Origin of the sequence: Streptomyces sp. NPDC059906, from assembly GCF_042730645.1 — a bacterium.
Classification (GTDB): domain Bacteria; phylum Actinomycetota; class Actinomycetes; order Streptomycetales; family Streptomycetaceae; genus Streptomyces; species Streptomyces rubrogriseus.
In genome coordinates this window covers 168,096-184,850 of sequence record NZ_JBHWKU010000004.1, presented here as the reverse complement: position 1 = coordinate 184,850, position 16,755 = coordinate 168,096, and the positions used below count along the sequence as shown (strand labels likewise).

Sequence of the window (16,755 nt, the reverse complement as noted above, 5' to 3'; positions counted from 1 at the left end):
GAAGCGGCCGTGCCAGGGAAAGGACTGATCGTGCGTCAACGTTCGCTCATCGCCATCACCGCCGCTCTGGCGGCGGGAGCGCTCACCCTCACCGCCTGCGGCTCGCGCGACGACGACGGCGGCGGCTCGGACTCCGGCAACGGCGGCGGTGGCACCACCGTCGTCATCGGTGTCGACGCCCCGCTGACCGGCGACCTGTCCGCGCTCGGCCTCGGCATCAAGAACTCGGCGGACCTCGCGGCCAAGACGGCCAACAAGAACAAGACCGTCGAGGGCATCACCTTCAAGGTCGAGGCGCTCGACGACCAGGGCCAGCCCTCCGTCGGCCAGCAGAACGCCAGCAGCTTCGTCGCCAACGAGGACGTCCTCGGCGTCGTCGGCCCCCTGAACTCGTCCGTCGGCGAGTCCATGCAGAAGGTCTTCGACACCGCCAAGCTGGTCGAGGTCTCCCCGGCCAACACCGGCCCCTCCCTCACCCAGGGCCCGGACTGGCGGACCAAGAAGGTCCGCCCGTACAAGTCGTACTTCCGCACCGCGACCACGGACGCCATCCAGGGCCCGTTCGCCGCGCAGTACGTCTACAACGACGCCAAGAAGAAGAAGGTCTTCGTCATCGACGACAAGAAGACCTACGGCGCGGGCCTCGCCGGCACCTTCACCGACGAGTTCAAGAAGCTCGGCGGCCAGGTGGTCGGCACCGAGCACATCAACCCCGACACCAAGGACTTCTCCTCGGTCGCCACCAAGGTGAAGAACTCCGGCGCCGACGTCGTCTACTACGGCGGTGAATACCCGCAGGCCGGTCCGCTGAGCAAGCAGATCAAGGAGGCCGGCGCCAAGATTCCGCTGGTCGGCGGCGACGGCATCAAGGACGACACCTTCATCAAGCTGGCCGGCGCCGCCGCCAACGGCGACCTCGCCACCTCCGTCGGCGCACCCGTCGAAGAACTCCCGTCGGCCAAGAAGTTCGTGGCCGACTACAAGGCGGAGGGTTACAAGGAGGACTACGCGGCCTACGGCGGCTACTCCTACGACTCCGCCTGGGCGATCATCGAGGCCGTCAAGAAGGTCGTCGAGGACAACGGCGGAAAGCTTCCCGACGACGCCCGCGCCAAGGTCACCGAGGCCATGCAGAACGTCTCCTTCGACGGTGTGACCGGCAAGGTCTCCTTCGACGAGTTCGGTGACGCGACCAACAAGCAGCTCACCGTCTACTCCGTCGAGAACGGAGCCTTCAAGTCCGTCAAGTCCGGTACCTACACCGGCTGACCGACCCGCACCACAGCCCACGAGCCGCGCGGGGCGCTGTTCCACTGGCGCCCCGCGCGGACTCGCATCCGGCCACACCATCCGTCGAACGTCCGAAAGTCTCGGAGGACATGCGGTGAACGAACTGCCGCAGCAGCTGGTCAACGGCCTGCTACTGGGATCCATGTACGGGCTCGTCGCCATCGGCTACACAATGGTCTACGGCATCGTCCAGCTCATCAACTTCGCCCACGGCGAGATCTTCATGACCGGCGCCTTCGGCGCACTCACGGTCTACATGTACATCCTGCCCGACGGCACCTCCATGCTGATCGCCCTGCCCCTGATGCTCATCGGCGCGGTGATCGTCTCCACCACCGTCGCCGTCGGGGCGGAACGGTTCGCCTACCGCCCCCTGCGCGGCGCACCCCGACTCGCCCCCCTCATCACCGCGATCGGCCTCTCCCTCGCCCTGCAGCAGGCGGTGTGGGCCTGGTACCCGGACGCCAAGTCCGCACGGCCCTTCCCGCAGATCGACGGCGGGCCCTTCCACATCGGCAACGTCACCCTCCAGACCGGCGACATCTTCCTGTTCGTCGTCGCCCCGGTGAGCATGGCCATCCTCGGCTTCTTCGTCATGCGCACCCGCACCGGACGCGGCATGCAGGCCACCGCCCAGGACCCGGACACCGCCAAACTCATGGGCGTCAACACGGACCGCATCATCGTGATCGCCTTCGCCCTCGGCGCCGTCTTCGCCGCCGTCGGAGGCGTCGCCTACGGCCTCCGATACGGCCAGATCGAGTTCAAGATGGGCTTCATCCTCGGACTCAAGGCCTTCACCGCAGCGGTCCTCGGCGGCATCGGCAACATCTACGGCGCCATGATCGGCGGCATCGTCCTCGGCGTCGCCGAGACCCTGGCCACCGCCTACGTCGCCGACATCCCCGGCCTGGACAAGTTCGGCAGCCAGTCCTGGGCGGACGTCTGGGCCTTCATCCTCCTCATCCTCGTGCTGTTGTTCAGGCCACAGGGCCTGCTCGGCGAACGCGTTGCGGACAGGGCGTGACACCGATGACCACACAGACCACCGCACCGAAGAACACCGGCGCCCCCACACCCGGCGACACCTCCGGCCTCATCGGCATACCCGCCAACCTCGGCCGCGCCCTCGCCACCGGCGGCGGCGTCCTCACCGTCGTCTCCACCTTCCTCGCCTGGACCTGGACCGCCGAGTTCCCCGGCGACCTCACCGTCTACGGCTACCCCGGCGGCCTCCAGGTCCTGGTACTGATCGCCGGCGCCCTCACCGCCCTCTTCGGCCTCGCCTCCTACGGCGTCAAGGGGCTCGGCTGGCTCGCACCCGCCGGCGCCGACGCCTCGCTCAAGTTCGCCGCCCTCGCCGCCTTCGCCACCACCTGGTACACGATCATCGCGATCAGCACCAAGCTCGGCGGCCTCGTCAACCTCGAACCCGGCGGCTACATCGCCGCAGCCGTCACCCTCGTCGCGTTCCTGGGCGCCCTCGCGCTGCCCTTCGAACACCCGGAACCCGACCCGTTCGACCCCGACGACACCGGCTGGGACCAGTTCAAGCACACCAGCTCGCAGAACTGGCAGACCGTCCGCGCAGCCTTCGCCTCCAAAGAGCCGCGGCCCGTGCGCGCACTCCCCTCCTACGTCGAGATCCTCGTCATCGTCGCGACCCTCGCCGTGGCCCTGCTGGTCTTCACCTACGGCATCGGCACCGAGTACGACGAACTGTTCATCGGCTTCCTGATCGTCGCCGGTTTCGGCTTCACCGCCCTCCACCGGTCCGGACTGATCAGCCACATCACCGAGATCACCGCACGACACCAGAACATCACCGTCTGCGGCGGCTTCATCGCGGCGGCCTGCTTCCCCTTCACACAGTCCGACGACCAGTACGCCACCCTCGGCGTGTACATCCTGATCTTCGCCACCGTGGCGCTCGGCCTGAACATCGTCGTCGGCCTCGCCGGCCTGCTCGACCTCGGCTACGTGGCCTTCCTCGGCGTCGGCGCCTACGCCGCCTCCATGGTCTCCGGCTCCCCCAGCTCCCCCTTCGACCTGCACCTGCCCTTCTGGGCCGCGGTCCTGGTCGGCGCAGCCGCCTCCCTGGTGTTCGGCGTCCTGATCGGCGCCCCCACACTGCGGCTGCGCGGCGACTACCTCGCCATCGTCACCCTCGGCTTCGGTGAGATCTTCCGGATCACCGCCAACAACCTGGACGGCACCTCGGGACCGGACGTCACCAACGGCTCCAACGGCATCTCGTCCATCCCCGACCTCAAGATCCTCGGCTTCGACCTCGGCGTCTCGCACGACATGGGCGGCTTCACCCTCGGCCGGTTCGCCAACTACTTCCTGCTGATGCTCGTCATCACCGCCGTCGTCGTCCTCGTCTTCCGACGCAGCGGCGACTCCCGCATCGGCCGCGCCTGGGTCGCCATCCGCGAGGACGAGACCGCCGCACTCGCCATGGGCATCAACGGCTTCCGCGTCAAACTCATCGCATTCGCCGTCGGCGCCTCGCTGGCCGGACTCGCCGGCACCGTCCAGGCACACGTCACCTACACCGTCACCCCCGAGCAGTACCTCTTCGCCGGCACCACACCGCCCAACTCGGCCTTCCTGCTCGCCGCCGTCGTACTCGGCGGCATGGGCACCATCGCCGGCCCCCTCATCGGCGCGGCGCTGCTCTTCCTGATTCCCAACAAGCTCCAGTTCCTCGACGACTACCAGCTCCTCGCCTTCGGGCTCGCGCTCGTCCTGCTGATGCGCTTCCGCCCGGAGGGCCTCATCGCCAACCGGCGCCGCAAGCTGGAGTTCCACGAAGAGAACGAAGCGCCCGCAGTCCTGAGCAAGACAGGGGCCTGACCACCATGACCACCGACACCACCACCAAGGACACCGCACCGGGCGCCCCCGCCCCCGGCACCACCATCCTCGACGCGCGCGGTGTCACCATGCGCTTCGGCGGACTGACCGCCGTCAACGGCGTCGACCTCACCGTGAACAGCGGCGAGATCGTCGGCCTGATCGGCCCCAACGGCGCCGGCAAGACCACCTTCTTCAACTGCCTGACCGGCCTCTACATCCCCACCGAGGGCGAGGTCCGCTACAAAGACCAGATCCTGCCCGCCAAATCCTTCAAGGTGACCGCCGCCGGCGTCGCCCGCACCTTCCAGAACATCCGGCTGTTCGCCAACATGACCGTCCTGGAAAACGTACTCGTCGGCCGGCACACCCGGACCAGGGAGGGCTTCTGGTCGGCCGTGCTGCGCGGACCCGGCTTCCACCGGGCGGAGAAAGCCTCCCGGGAACGCGCCCTGGAACTGCTGGAGTTCGTGGGCCTCGCGCCCAAGGCCGACCACCTCGCCCGCAACCTGCCCTACGGCGAGCAGCGCAAGCTGGAGATCGCCCGCGCGCTGGCCAGCGAGCCGGGACTGCTGCTCCTGGACGAGCCGACCGCCGGCATGAACCCCCAGGAGACGCGGGCCACCGAGGAACTGGTCTTCGCCATCCGCGACCAGGGCATCGCCGTCCTCGTCATCGAGCACGACATGCGGTTCATCTTCAACCTCTGCGACCGCGTCGCCGTACTCGTCCAAGGCGAAAAACTCGTCGAGGGCGACAGCGCCACCGTGCAGGGCGACGAACGCGTCGTCGCCGCCTACCTCGGCGAACCCCTCGCCGACGACCCCGGCGCCGCGGAGGCGGCCGAGGTCGAGGCCGCCGAAGCCGCACAGGCCGAAGCCGCCCGGGCCGACACCACCACGGACACCGCGGCCGGCAAGGAGAACGACCGATGACCGCACTGCTCGAGGTCGAGGACCTCCGCGTCGCCTACGGCAAGATCGAGGCCGTCAAGGGCATCTCCTTCAAGGTCGACGCCGGCGAGGTCGTCACCCTCATCGGCACCAACGGCGCCGGCAAGACCACGACACTGCGCACCCTGTCCGGGCTGCTCAAGCCCGTCGGCGGCCAGATCAAATTCGGCGGCAAGTCGCTCAAGAAGGTCCCCGCACACCAGATCGTCTCGCTGGGACTCGCCCACTCACCCGAGGGGCGGCACATCTTCCCGCGCATGACGATCGAGGACAACCTGCGCCTCGGCGCCTTCCTGCGCAACGACCGGCCAGGCATCGACAAGGACATCCAGCGCGCCTACGACCTCTTCCCCATCCTCGGTGAACGCCGCAAGCAGGCCGCGGGCACCCTGTCCGGCGGAGAGCAGCAGATGCTCGCCATGGGCCGCGCCCTGATGTCCCAGCCCAAGCTGCTCATGCTCGACGAGCCCTCCATGGGCCTCTCCCCGATCATGATGCAGAAGATCATGGCGACCATCGCCGAGCTGAAGTCCGAGGGCACCACCATCCTGCTCGTCGAGCAGAACGCCCAGGCCGCCCTCTCCCTGGCCGACCACGGCCACGTCATGGAGGTCGGCAACATCGTCCTGTCCGGCAGCGGCCAGGACCTGCTGCACGACGAATCGGTCCGCAAGGCCTACCTGGGCGAGGACTGACGGCCGCCACGGAGCACCGTACGGCTGAGGCCCGCGCCCCCACACCGGGGACGCGGGCCTCACTCGTACGTCGGGGCGGGCCTCAGCCCTTGGACGCCTTCTTCTCCTCCGCGTCCTGGATAACCGCCTCGGCCACCTGCTGCATCGACATCCGCCGGTCCATCGAGGTCTTCTGGATCCACCGGAAGGCGGCCGGCTCGGTCAGCCCGTACTCCGTCTGGAGCACCGACTTGGCTCGGTCCACCAGCTTGCGGGTCTCCAGGCGCAGGCTGAGGTCGGCGACCTCCTTCTCCAGCGCCTTCAACTCCGTGAACCGCGAGACGGCCATCTCGATCGCCGGCACGACGTCGCTCTTGCTGAACGGCTTCACCAGGTACGCCATGGCCCCGGCGTCCCGGGCCCGCTCCACCAGGTCGCGCTGCGAGAAGGCGGTCAGCATCAACACCGGCGCGATGCTCTCCTCGGCGATCTTCTCGGCCGCCGAGATGCCGTCCATCTTGGGCATCTTCACGTCGAGGATCACCAGGTCGGGCCGGTGCTCGCGGGCCAGCTCCACGGCCTGCTCACCGTCACCGGCCTCACCGACGACGGAGTACCCCTCCTCCTCCAGCATCTCTTTGAGATCCAGCCGGATCAGGGCCTCGTCCTCGGCGATGACAACACGGGTCGTCAGCGGAGGAACGTGCGACTGGTCGTCGTCGGGCACGTCTACGGGCTGGGGCGACTCGGGGGCGGTCACGTGGGCTCCTCGTTCGGGGCAGGGGTACTGCTGACAAGAGCCTACCTAGCTGCGGTAAGGTGTACGCGCGGAGGGTCGGGGGAAACCTTCGATTCCGCGGGCCCCGGTAGCCCAATTGGCAGCAGGCAATGGATTCAAAACCCATACAGTGTCGGTTCGAGTCCGACCCGGGGCACTTTTCCTTCGTTTCCAAGGTTGTCATCAGCAAGTGGATGTCCACGTTCTCGTGAACATCCATTTTTTACTGCGCGTCGCAATTCCCACACTCGCAAAGTGGTCGCATGTACGACATGAGCACGCGCGAGCGAACACTGGCACTGGTGGCACAAGGACAAAGCCTCAACTCGGTCAGCAAAACGACCGGCATATCCCGCGCTGCCATCCGCTCGTGGCAGGCGCGCATCGAGCCTCTGCCACGCATGCGGCAAACACTCTGCTCGCTGTGCGGCCCAACAGCCGAGCCGCCCCGGAACCAGGCGGCATACGCCTACCTGCTAGGCCTTTATCTCGGAGATGGCTGCATCAGTCCCGGCGTGCGGTCGGGCTACTTCCTCCGGATCGCGTGCGCCGATGCGTGGCCCGGCCTCATCGATGCGTGCGCTGCCGCCATCGAGGCCATCAACCCCAGCGGCAAGGCCCACCGGGTCCAGGCCGTCGGATACACCTCTGTGGTCGGCTACAGCCGACACTGGCCCTGCTTCTTCCCTCAACACGGCCCCGGCAAGAAGCACGATCGCCGGATCGTTCTCGAACCCTGGCAACAGGCGATCGTCGACGCTCACCCCTGGGCGTTCGTCCGGGGCCTCATCCACTCCGACGGCTGCCGTATCACCAACTGGACCCAGAGGAGCGTCGGCGGGGTACTCAAGCGCTACGAATATCCCCGGTACTTCTTCACCAACGTGTCGGCCGACATCCGCCTCCTGTACACCGACACCCTCGACTCTCTCGGCGTCGAGTGGACGCGCTGCACCCGCCACGGCAACGCGTACAACATCTCCGTAGCCCGCAAAGCCTCCGTTGCCCTCATGGACGTGCACGTCGGCCCCAAGTACTGATCACTTGGGACTGTCGTCCTCCCCGATGTGGTGCACCCGCACCAGGTTTGTCGTGCCGGACACCCCCGGCGGGGAGCCGGCCGTGATGACCACGACGTCGCCCTTCTCGCAGCGGCCGTACTTGGTGAGCAGTTCGTCCACCTGGTCGACCATCGCGTCCGTGGAGTCCACGTGCGGGCCGATGAAGGTCTCCACGCCCCAGGTCAGGCTCAGCTGGGAGCGGGTCGCCGGTTCCGGGGTGAAGGCGAGCAGCGGGATGGGTGAGCGGTAGCGGGAGAGGCGGCGGACGGTGTCGCCGGACTGGGTGAAGGCGACCAGGAACTTGGCGCCGAGGAAGTCGCCCATCTCGGCGGCGGCGCGGGCGACGGCACCGCCCTGGGTGCGGGGCTTGTTGCGTTCGGTCAGCGGGGGGAGCCCCTTGGCGAGGATGTCTTCCTCGGCCGCTTCGACGATGCGGACCATGGTGCGCACGGTGTCGGTCGGGTGCTTGCCGACGCTGGTCTCGCCGGAGAGCATCACGGCGTCGGTGCCGTCGATGACGGCGTTGGCGACGTCGGAGGCCTCGGCGCGGGTCGGGCGGGCGTTGTCGATCATGGAGTCGAGCATCTGGGTGGCGACGATGACCGGCTTGGCGTTGCGCTTGGCGAGCTTGACGGCGCGCTTTTGGACGATGGGCACCTGTTCGAGGGGCATTTCGACGCCGAGGTCGCCGCGGGCGACCATGATGCCGTCGAAGGCGGCGACGATGTCCTCGATGTTCTCCACGGCCTGCGGCTTCTCGACCTTGGCGATGACGGGGAGGCGGCGGCCTTCTTCGTCCATGATGCGGTGGACGTCGAGGATGTCGCGTCCGCTGCGGACGAAGGAGAGGGCGACGACGTCGAAGCCGGCCCGCAGCGCCCAGCGGAGGTCGTCCTCGTCCTTTTTCGAGAGGGCGGGTACGGAGACGGCGACGCCGGGCAGGTTGAGGCCTTTGTGGTCGGAGACCATACCGCCCTCGATCACCCGCGTCCGCACCCGGGTCCCGTCGACGCCGGTCACCTCCAGGCAGACCTTGCCGTCGTCGACGAGGATGCGCTCACCGGGGGTGACGTCCTCGGCCAGGCCCGCGTAGGTGGTGCCGCAGATGTGGCGGTCGCCCTCGACGCCCTCCTCGACGGTGATGGTGAAGCCGTCGCCGCGTTCAAGGAGTACGGGTCCTTCACCGAAGTGGCCGAGGCGGATCTTCGGGCCCTGAAGGTCGGCGAGGGTGCCGACGCTGCGGGCGGTCTCGTCGGACGCCTTGCGGACACGGTGGTAGCGCTCTTCGTGTTCGGCGTGGGTGCCGTGGCTGAAATTGAAGCGGGCGATGTCCATTCCGGCGTCGACCAGGTCCTTGATCTGGTCGTACGAGTCGGTGGCGGGCCCAAGAGTGCAGACGATCTTTGCTCGGCGCATGGTTCGAGCCTATGACTTACTGCCGGGTAGCGAATTGGCCACGCATGACCACTCAACAACCTTTGAGTAAAGGGTTATTGACAAGTGTTGAATTGTGCGCACTGCCGCTCCGATGAGCATTCGGATGGTCCGCCACCCCTTGACAGGAGGCATGTTCAGGACAGAATCTACGCGCGTTGCCACTGTCTGCACGGGTCCCCGAGGAGAGTCAGTCATGCCGTTGAACCGCCGGAAGTTCCTGAGCAGGTCCGCCGTGACGGGGGCGGGGGTCGCCCTGGCCGGTGCGGCGGCGGCTCCGGCGGCCGAGGCCGCGGCCCCCGCGCACCGGGGCCACCGGAAGCCCAAGCGGTACGCGCTCACCGTGCTCGGCACCACCGACCTGCACGGGCACGTCTTCAACTGGGACTACTTCAAGGACGCCGAGTACACGGACGCGGCGGGCAACGCCCAGGGCCTCGGCCGGATCTCCACCCTGGTGGACCAGGTCCGTGAGGAGAAGGGCCGCCGCAACACGCTGCTGGTGGACGCGGGCGACACCATCCAGGGCACCCCGCTGACGTACTACTACGCGAAGGTGGACCCGATCACCGCCGAGGGCGGTCCGGTGCACCCGATGGCGCAGGCGATGAACGTCATCGGCTACGACGCGGTGGCGCTCGGCAATCACGAGTTCAACTACGGCATCGAGACGCTGCGCAGGTTCGAGGAGCAGTGCGACTTCCCGCTGCTCGGAGCGAACGCGGTGGACGCGAAGACCCTGAAGCCCGCCTTCCCGCCGTACTTCATGAAGACGTTCCGGGTGAAGGGCGCGCCGCCGGTGAAGGTGGCGGTGCTGGGGTTGACCAATCCGGGCATCGCGATCTGGGACAAGGCGTACGTGCAGGGGAAGCTGGCCTTTCCGGGGCTTGAGGAGCAGGCGGCCAAGTGGGTGCCGAGGCTGCGTTCGATGGGCGCGGACGTGGTGGTGGTCTCGGCGCACTCGGGTTCGTCGGGCACGTCCTCCTACGGTGACCAGGTCCCGTACGTCGAGAACGCGGCGGCGAACGTGGCCCGGCTGGTGCCGGGCATCGACGCGATCCTGGTCGGGCACGCGCACGAGGAGATCGCCGAGCTGAAGGTCGTCAACGAGGAGACCGGGAGGACGGTCGTGCTGTCGGAGCCGCTGTGCTTCGCCGAACGGCTCACCCTGTTCGACTTCGAGCTGGTCTTCGAGCGGGGCCGCTGGCACGTCGAGTCGGTGAAGGCGTCGCTGCGCAACTCCAACGCGGTCGAGGACGACCCGAGGATCACGAAGCTGCTGGCGGACGAGCACGAGAAGGTCGTGGCGTACGTCAACCAGGTCGTCGGCACGGCGACCGAGACGCTGACGACGGTCGAGGCGCGGTACAAGGACGCCCCGATCATCGACCTGATCACCAAGGTGCAGGAGGACGTGGTCAAGGAGGCGCTGGCGGGTACGGAGTACGCCGCGCTGCCGGTGCTTGCGCAGGCGTCGCCGTTCTCGCGGTCCTCCGAGATCCCGGCCGGCGATGTGACGATCCGGGACCTCTCGAGCCTGTACGTGTACGACAACACGCTGGTCGCGAAGCTGCTGACGGGCGCGCAGCTGCGGGCGTACCTGGAGTACTCGGCGGAGTACTACGTGCGGACGGCGGCCGGTGCGCCGGTGGACGTGGACAAGCTGACCAACGCGAACGGCCGCCCGGACTACAACTACGACTACGTGTCGGGGCTGGCGTACGAGATCGACGTGGCGCAGGCCGCCGGTTCGCGGATCAGGAATCTGACGTACGGCGGTGCCCCGCTGGACGACGCCCAGCAGTTCGTGCTGGCCGTGAACAACTACCGGGCCAATGGCGGCGGCGCCTTCCCGCATGTGGCGTCGGCCAAGGAGCTGTGGTCGGAGTCGACGGAGATCCGCACGCGGATCGCGGAGTGGGCGACCGCGAAGGGTGTGCTGGATCCGAAGGACTTCGCGTCCGCGGACTGGTCGCTGACGCGCGAGGGCGTGCCCGTGTTCTGACGCGCGGGGCCCGAGGCGGCCCTGGATCCCTGGATCCCTAGATCCCGTCCGCCAGGGGGGTCAGTGCCCGGTGGTGGCGCGCCGAGGGGATCTGGGGCAGGCCGCCGTCCAGGCCGAAGGTGGTGAAGGCGGTGCGGGCGGGCAGTGGGTACGGCTCCCGCCCGGTGAGGTCGTTGAGGATGGTCGCGCTGCGCCAGGCGGCGAGGCCCAGGTCGGGTGTGCCGACACCGTGGGTGTGCGTCTCGGCGTTCTGGACGTAGACGTGGCCGGTGACGGAGGGGTCGAGGACGAGGCGGTGGCGGTCGTCGACGCGGGGGCGTTCGGAGCTGTCGCGCCGCATGTAGGGGTCGAGGCCGGCGAGGAGGCGGCCCAGGGGGCGTTCGCGGTGGCCGGTGGCGAGGACGACGGCGTCGGTGGTGAGGCGTGAGCGGGTCTTCTGCTGTTCGTGCTCCAGGTGGAGTTCGATCTGGGTGGCGGCGAGGCGTCCGGCGGTGCGGACGTGGACGCCGGGGGTGAGGGTGGTGTCGGGCCAGCCGCCGTCGAGGGTGCGGCGGTACAGCTCATCGTGGATGGCGGCGGTGGTGTCGGCGTCGATGCCCTTGTGGAGCTGCCACTGGGCGGCGACGAGGCGGTCGCGGACCGGTTCGGCCAGGCCGTGGAAGTAGCGGGTGTAGTCGGGGGTGAAGTGTTCCAGGCCGAGCTTGGAGTACTCCATGGGGGCGAGGGCGCCGGTGCGGCCGAGCCAGTGCAGCCGTTCCCGTCCGGCGGGGCGGTGGCGGAGCAGGTCGAGGAAGACCTCGGCGCCGGACTGGCCGGTGCCGATGACGGTGACGTGTCCGGCGGCCAGGAGCGTGTCGCGGTGGCGGAGGTAGTCGGCGGCGTGGACGACGGGGACGGCGGGGTCTTCGACGAGGGGTCTGAGCGGGTCGGGGACGTGCGGTTCGGTGCCGACGCCGAGGACGACGTTCCTGGTGTGGGTGCGGCCGAGGGCTTCTGCCTCTCCGGCGGTGTCGAGCTGGGTGTAGTCGACTTCGAAGAGGTCGCGTTCGGGGTTCCAGCGCACGGCGTCGACCTGGTGGTGGAAGTGCAGGGCGGGCAGGTGCTCGGCGACCCAGCGGCAGTAGGCGTCGTACTCGGCGCGCTCGATGTGGAAGCGCTCGGCGAAGTAGAACGGGAAGAGGCGTTCTCTGGCCCTGAGGTGGTTGAGGAAGGTCCAGGGGCTCGCCGGGTCGACGAGGGTGACCAGGTCGGCGAGGAAGGGCACCTGGACGCGTGCGCCGTCGATGAGCAGGCCGGGGTGCCAGCGGAAGTCGGGGCGCTGGTCGTAGAAGACGGCGTCGAGGCCGGTGAGGGGGTCGGCGAGGGCGGCGAGGGAGAGGTTGAAGGGTCCGATGCCGATGCCGACGAGGTCGCGTGGGGCGTCGGGGGTGTGGTGCGCGGGGGTGTTCATCGCGGGACGTGTCCTTCCACGAGCGTCAGGAGGGCTGCGAGGTCGTCGGGGCGGGTGTGGGGGTTCAGGAGGGTCGCCTTGAGCCAGAGCCGGCCGTCGGCGCGGGCCCGGCCGAGGACGGCGCGGCCGGTGGTGAGCAGTGCGCGGCGTACGGCGGCGACGGTGTCGTCGCTCGCTCCGGCGGGGCGGAACAGGACCGTGCTGATGGTGGGCGGGGCGTGCAGTTCGAACCCGGGGTGGGTCTCGACCAGGTCGGCGAACTCCTGGGCGAGGGAGCAGACGGCGTCGACGAGGGCGCCCAGTCCGGTGCGGCCCAGGGTCTTGAGGGTGACGGCGGTCTTCAGGATGTCGGGGCGGCGGCTGGTGCGCGGGGAGCGCCCGAGGAGGGCCTGCCCGGCGGAGCAGGTCGCAGGAAATCGGCAGTACCCGGTCAGCGCCGGAGAGCGGGGTCTGGTGCGTGCATCTGCAAGGCGGAGGAGGGCGTCGACGCGGAGCGTCGGCAACCGACGACAACGCCGCAGATGCGTGTGCCAGACCCCGCGTCTGCGGCATGATCCGCCGGGCAGGCCCTGGGTCGGGCAGGCCGGCGTCGGTGTCGTCGTCGGCGTTGAGGTAGTCGGCGCGGTGGTGGAGGGCGGCGAGGTCGTCGGCGTCGGTGACCGTGAGGAGGCCGGCGGGGATCGGCTGCCAGCCGAGCTTGTGCAGGTCCAGGGCGACGGTGTGGGCGGCCTCCAGTCCCGTGAGCCGGGCGCGGTGCCGGTCGCTGAACAGGAGGCCCGCGCCGTAGGCGGCGTCGATGTGGAGGCGGGCGCCGTGGGCGGTGCAGCGGGCGGCGATCTCGGGCAGTGGGTCGATGAGTCCGGCGTCGGTGGTGCCGGCGGTGGCGGCGACGAGGTGCGGGCCGGGGACGTGGGTGAGGGCCTCGTCGAGGGCGGCGGGGTCGAGGGTGCCGGCGGGGGTGGGGACGACGACGGGCTCGGGCAGGCCGAGCAGCCAGGCGGCGCGGGGCAGCGAGTGGTGGGCGCCCGCCCCGTGGACCAGCCGCAGGCCGGCGCCGTGCCGCTCGCGGGCGAGGAGGACGGCGAGCTGGTTGGACTCGGTGCCGCCGGTGGTGACGAGGGCGTCGGCGGCGCCGGTCTCCCGGGCGAGGGCGCGGGTGACGAGGGTTTCCAGCGCGGAGGCGGCGGGTGCCTGGTCCCAGGAGTCGAGGGAGGGGTTGAGGACGCTCGCGGCGAGGTCGGCGGCGGCCGCGACGGCGAGCGGCGGGGTGTGCAGGTGGGCGGCGCACCGGGGGTGGGCGGGGTCGGCGGCGCCTTCGGCGAGCGCGGTGACCAGGACGCGGAGGGCCTCGGGGTCGCCCCGGCCGGGCAGGATGTCGCCGGCCGCGTCCGCCACCCGGGCGGCGACGGCGCGGGGGCCGCCGGCGGGCAGCGGGCCGCCGCGTGCGGCCGTGCCGGCGCGCAGGGCGTCGAGGACGGTGTCGAGCAGGGGCCGCAGGGCGTCGGCGCCGTGCGGGCCCGAGGCGAGGGGCGGCATGCCCATGAGCTGTCCTCCGGGCACGGGGGGCTGGGGTTCCAGCTTCCACGTGCCCGGGCGCGTACGCCCGGACAGCGCAGTGATCACAACCCGAAAGGGGTATCCGGGCGGCTCTCGACCGGGGACACGGCCGGTCCCGCAGCGCCGCGCGGGGGGACCGGCCGCGGGCGGGTCAGTCCGTGGTCGCCTCCCGTACCCGCAGGGCGCGTGCCAGGTCGTCGAGCTGGTCGGTGAGCTTGCGGCGCAGGGCGGGGATCGGGTCGGCGTCGGCGAGGCACTCCTGGCCCAGGCGCAGGGTGTCGGCGTCGACGGCGTGGGCGGGGAAGGCCCAGCGGCCGGCGGCGTCGGCCATGGCGGGGCCGCGGCGGGCGGCGAGTGCGACGGCCTCGGTGTAGTAGCGCGGTACGTAGTCGCGTACGAGGTCGGCCTGTTCGGGCTGCCAGAAGCCCTGGGCGGTGGCGGTGAACAGGTAGTTGGAGAGGTCGTCGGAGGCGAACATGGCCTCCCAGGCGCGGGCCTTGGCCTCGGCGTCCGGGAGCGCGGCGCGGCAGCGGGCGGCGCCCTCCTGGCCGGTGGCGCTCGGGTCGTTCGCCAGCTCGGCGGCGATGGCGGCCTCGTCGGTGGCGCCGAGGACGGCGAGCCGGGTGAGGATGCGCCAGCGCAGCTCGGGGTCGAGTTCGGGTCCGCCGGGGACGGTGCCGTCGGCGAGCCAGGCGGCGATGGTGTCGGGGTGCGCGGCGGTCGCGATGCGGTGCCGTACGGCGATCAGGCGCAGCCCGGGGTGGTCGCCGTCCTCGGTGCGGCGGATGAGGTCGCGGCAGAGGTCGGCGAGGGTGTTGAGGGCGGCGGGCCGCTGTTCGGGGGTGGCGTAGCGGTCGGCGATCTGGCCGGCGGCGAAGGCGAGGACGCCGTCGACGAGGGCGAGGTCGCTCTCGTGCGGGAGGTGGGTGCGGGCGATGTCGAGGTAGGTGGTGGCGGGGAGTTCGCCGTCGCGGACGGCGTCCCTGAGGGCGTTCCAGACGACGGCGCGGGTGAGCGGGTCGGGCAGGCCGGACAGGCTGTCGCGGACGGTCCGGAAGGAGTCGGGGTCGAAGCGGATCTTGGCGTAGCTCAGGTCGCCGTCGTTGAGTACGACCAGGGCGGGGAGCTTGCCGATGGGCCGGGGCTCGGTCTGGGGGACGTCGATGTCGAGGCGTTCGCGCGGGGTGAGGCGGCCCTCGTGGTCCGGGTTCTGGTCGTAGAGGCCGACGGCGATGCGGTGGGGGCGCTCGCCGGTGCGGTGGACGGTGAGGGTGCGGCTGCCGTTGTCGCCGGTGACGCCGGGGAGGAGGCTGTCGACGCCGGTGGTGCGCAGCCAGGCGTCGGCCCAGGCGTGGACGTCGCGGTCGGTGGCGGCGGCCAGGGAGTCGATGAAGTCGGCGAGGGAGGCGTTGGCGAACTTGTGCCGCTCGATGTGGATGTTGATGCCGGCCAGGAAGTCCTTCTCGCCGAGCCAGGCGACGAGCTGGCGCAGGGCGGAGGCGCCCTTGGCGTAGGAGATGCCGTCGAAGTTGAGGAGGGCGGAGGCGGTGTCCTGGACGTTCTCGGGGGCGACGGGGTGGGTGGAGGGGCGCTGGTCGGCGTCGTAGCCCCAGGCCTTGCGGGTGACGCCGAAGTCGGTCCACGTGTCCGTGAAGCGGGTCGCCTCGGCGGTGGTCTGGTAGCCCATGTACTCGGCGAAGGACTCGTTCAGCCAGATGTCGTCCCACCAGCGCAGGGTGACGAGGTCGCCGAACCACATGTGGGCCATCTCGTGGGCGATGACCATGGCGCGGGTCTGGCGCTGGGTGTCGGTGACGGCGGAGCGGAAGACGAACTCGTCGCGGAAGGTGACCAGGCCGGGGTTCTCCATCGCGCCGGCGTTGAACTCGGGGACGAACGCCTGGTCGTAGGAGTCGAAGGGGTAGGGCTCGTCGAACTTCTCGTGGTAGCGGTCGAAGCAGGCCCGGGTGACGTCGAGGAGTTCGTCGGCGTCGGTGTCCAGGTGCGGGGCGAGCGAGCGGCGGCAGTGGATGCCGAAGGGCAGGCCGCGGTGCTCGGTGCGCACGGAGTGCCAGGGGCCGGCGGCGACGGCGACGAGGTAGGTGGAGATCGGTGGGGTGGTGGCGGCCTTCCAGTGGCCGTCGCCGGTGTGCTCGGTGACGCCGTTGGCGAGGACGGTCCAGCCCTCGGGGGCGGTCACGGCGAGGTCGAAGACGGCCTTGAGGTCGGGCTGGTCGAAGGCGGCGTAGACGCGCTGCACGTCGTCCAGGAAGAGCTGGGTGTAGACGTAGGTCTCGCCGTCGCTGGGGTCGGTGAAGCGGTGCATGCCCTCGCCGGTGCGGGAGTAGCGCATGGCGGCGTCGACGCGCAGTTCGTGCTCGCCGGGGGTGAGTCCCTTCAGCGCCAGCCGGTTCTCGTCGAGCGCGGCCGGGTCCAGGGGGTGTCCGTCCAGGGTGACGGCGCGCAGCTCCGCGGGCTTGACCTCGACGAACGTGTCCGTGCCGGCCGTGTCGCCGCGGACGGTGAACCGGATCACGGTCCGGGAGTCGAAGGTCTCGTCCCCACGGGTCAGATCGAGGTCGATCGCGTAGTGGTGGACGTCGAGGAGCCGGGAACGGGTCTGCGCTTCGTCGCGCGTCAGTACGGACATGCACGACATGCTGCCTGATGCGGTGGGCAGGGCACAGAGGCGGT

11 protein-coding genes, 1 tRNA gene and 2 pseudogenes are annotated in these 16,755 nt (G+C 69.9%); 8 read left to right on the top strand and 6 right to left on the bottom strand.

The window, feature by feature from the left end; all coding sequences use genetic code 11:
• Nucleotides 1-30 precede the first annotated feature (30 nt).
• From ACFV9J_RS08530 to ACFV9J_RS08510, 5 genes are all read left to right on the top strand, one after another.
• The gene (locus tag ACFV9J_RS08530; protein ID WP_385351730.1) at nt 31-1,269 is read left to right on the top strand and encodes a branched-chain amino acid ABC transporter substrate-binding protein; all 1,239 of its coding nucleotides are present in this window, start codon (nt 31-33) and stop codon (nt 1,267-1,269) included.
• A gap of 115 nt (nt 1,270-1,384) precedes the next feature.
• A complete protein-coding gene (locus ACFV9J_RS08525) occupies nt 1,385-2,317 on the top strand; it encodes a branched-chain amino acid ABC transporter permease (protein WP_385351727.1) in 933 nt (310 codons plus the stop codon).
• Nucleotides 2,318-2,322: 5 nt separating this feature from the next.
• The gene (locus ACFV9J_RS08520) at nt 2,323-4,149 is read left to right on the top strand and encodes a branched-chain amino acid ABC transporter permease (RefSeq protein WP_385351725.1); all 1,827 of its coding nucleotides are present in this window, start codon (nt 2,323-2,325) and stop codon (nt 4,147-4,149) included.
• 5 nt (nt 4,150-4,154) lie between these two features.
• Nucleotides 4,155-5,084: an ABC transporter ATP-binding protein gene (locus ACFV9J_RS08515; protein WP_385351722.1), complete on the top strand. Its 930-nt coding sequence runs from the start codon at nt 4,155-4,157 to the stop codon at nt 5,082-5,084.
• Nucleotides 5,081-5,797: an ABC transporter ATP-binding protein gene (locus tag ACFV9J_RS08510; RefSeq protein WP_356864234.1), complete on the top strand. Its 717-nt coding sequence runs from the start codon at nt 5,081-5,083 to the stop codon at nt 5,795-5,797. The genes ACFV9J_RS08515 and ACFV9J_RS08510 overlap by 4 nt, the downstream gene beginning before the upstream one ends.
• An 82-nt stretch (nt 5,798-5,879) precedes the next feature.
• Here the strand turns inward: ACFV9J_RS08510 and ACFV9J_RS08505 are convergent, their stop codons facing one another.
• On the bottom strand, nt 5,880-6,536 hold the full coding sequence (locus ACFV9J_RS08505) for an ANTAR domain-containing response regulator (protein ID WP_385351718.1): 657 nt from the start codon (nt 6,534-6,536) through the stop codon (nt 5,880-5,882).
• Between the two features lie 100 nt (nt 6,537-6,636).
• Between ACFV9J_RS08505 and ACFV9J_RS08500 the strand changes: the two genes are divergently transcribed.
• Nucleotides 6,637-6,711, top strand: a tRNA-Leu gene (locus tag ACFV9J_RS08500).
• 106 nt (nt 6,712-6,817) lie between these two features.
• Nucleotides 6,818-7,594 (top strand): transcriptional regulator, encoded by a 777-nt coding sequence (locus ACFV9J_RS08495; RefSeq protein WP_385351714.1) that lies wholly within the window; start codon nt 6,818-6,820, stop codon nt 7,592-7,594.
• Here ACFV9J_RS08495 and pyk read toward each other — a convergent pair whose 3' ends face one another.
• Nucleotides 7,595-9,031 carry a pyruvate kinase gene (gene pyk / locus ACFV9J_RS08490; RefSeq protein ID WP_385351711.1) on the bottom strand — a complete coding sequence of 479 codons (1,437 nt, stop codon included), beginning with the start codon at nt 9,029-9,031 and terminating at the stop codon, nt 7,595-7,597.
• Nucleotides 9,032-9,245: 214 nt separating this feature from the next.
• On the opposite strand from pyk, the gene ACFV9J_RS08485 reads away from it, so the two are divergent.
• Complete coding sequence (locus tag ACFV9J_RS08485) at nt 9,246-11,054, top strand: bifunctional metallophosphatase/5'-nucleotidase (protein ID WP_385351708.1); 1,809 nt, start codon at nt 9,246-9,248, stop codon at nt 11,052-11,054.
• A 37-nt stretch (nt 11,055-11,091) separates the two neighbouring features.
• Here ACFV9J_RS08485 and ACFV9J_RS08480 read toward each other — a convergent pair whose 3' ends face one another.
• From ACFV9J_RS08480 to pepN, 4 genes and pseudogenes are all read right to left on the bottom strand, one after another.
• Nucleotides 11,092-12,504 (bottom strand): lysine N(6)-hydroxylase/L-ornithine N(5)-oxygenase family protein, encoded by a 1,413-nt coding sequence (locus ACFV9J_RS08480; RefSeq protein WP_385352222.1) that lies wholly within the window; start codon nt 12,502-12,504, stop codon nt 11,092-11,094.
• A pseudogene (locus ACFV9J_RS08475) lies at nt 12,501-12,890 on the bottom strand (aspartate aminotransferase family protein); the annotation flags it as partial. The pseudogene ACFV9J_RS08475 and the gene ACFV9J_RS08480, both read right to left, overlap by 4 nt.
• Before the next feature lie 187 nt (nt 12,891-13,077).
• Nucleotides 13,078-14,046: pseudogene (locus tag ACFV9J_RS08470) on the bottom strand (pyridoxal phosphate-dependent decarboxylase family protein); the annotation flags it as partial.
• Nucleotides 14,047-14,212: 166 nt separating this feature from the next.
• A complete protein-coding gene (pepN, locus tag ACFV9J_RS08465) occupies nt 14,213-16,711 on the bottom strand; it encodes an aminopeptidase N (RefSeq protein WP_385351706.1) in 2,499 nt (832 codons plus the stop codon).
• Nucleotides 16,712-16,755: the final 44 nt, after the last annotated feature.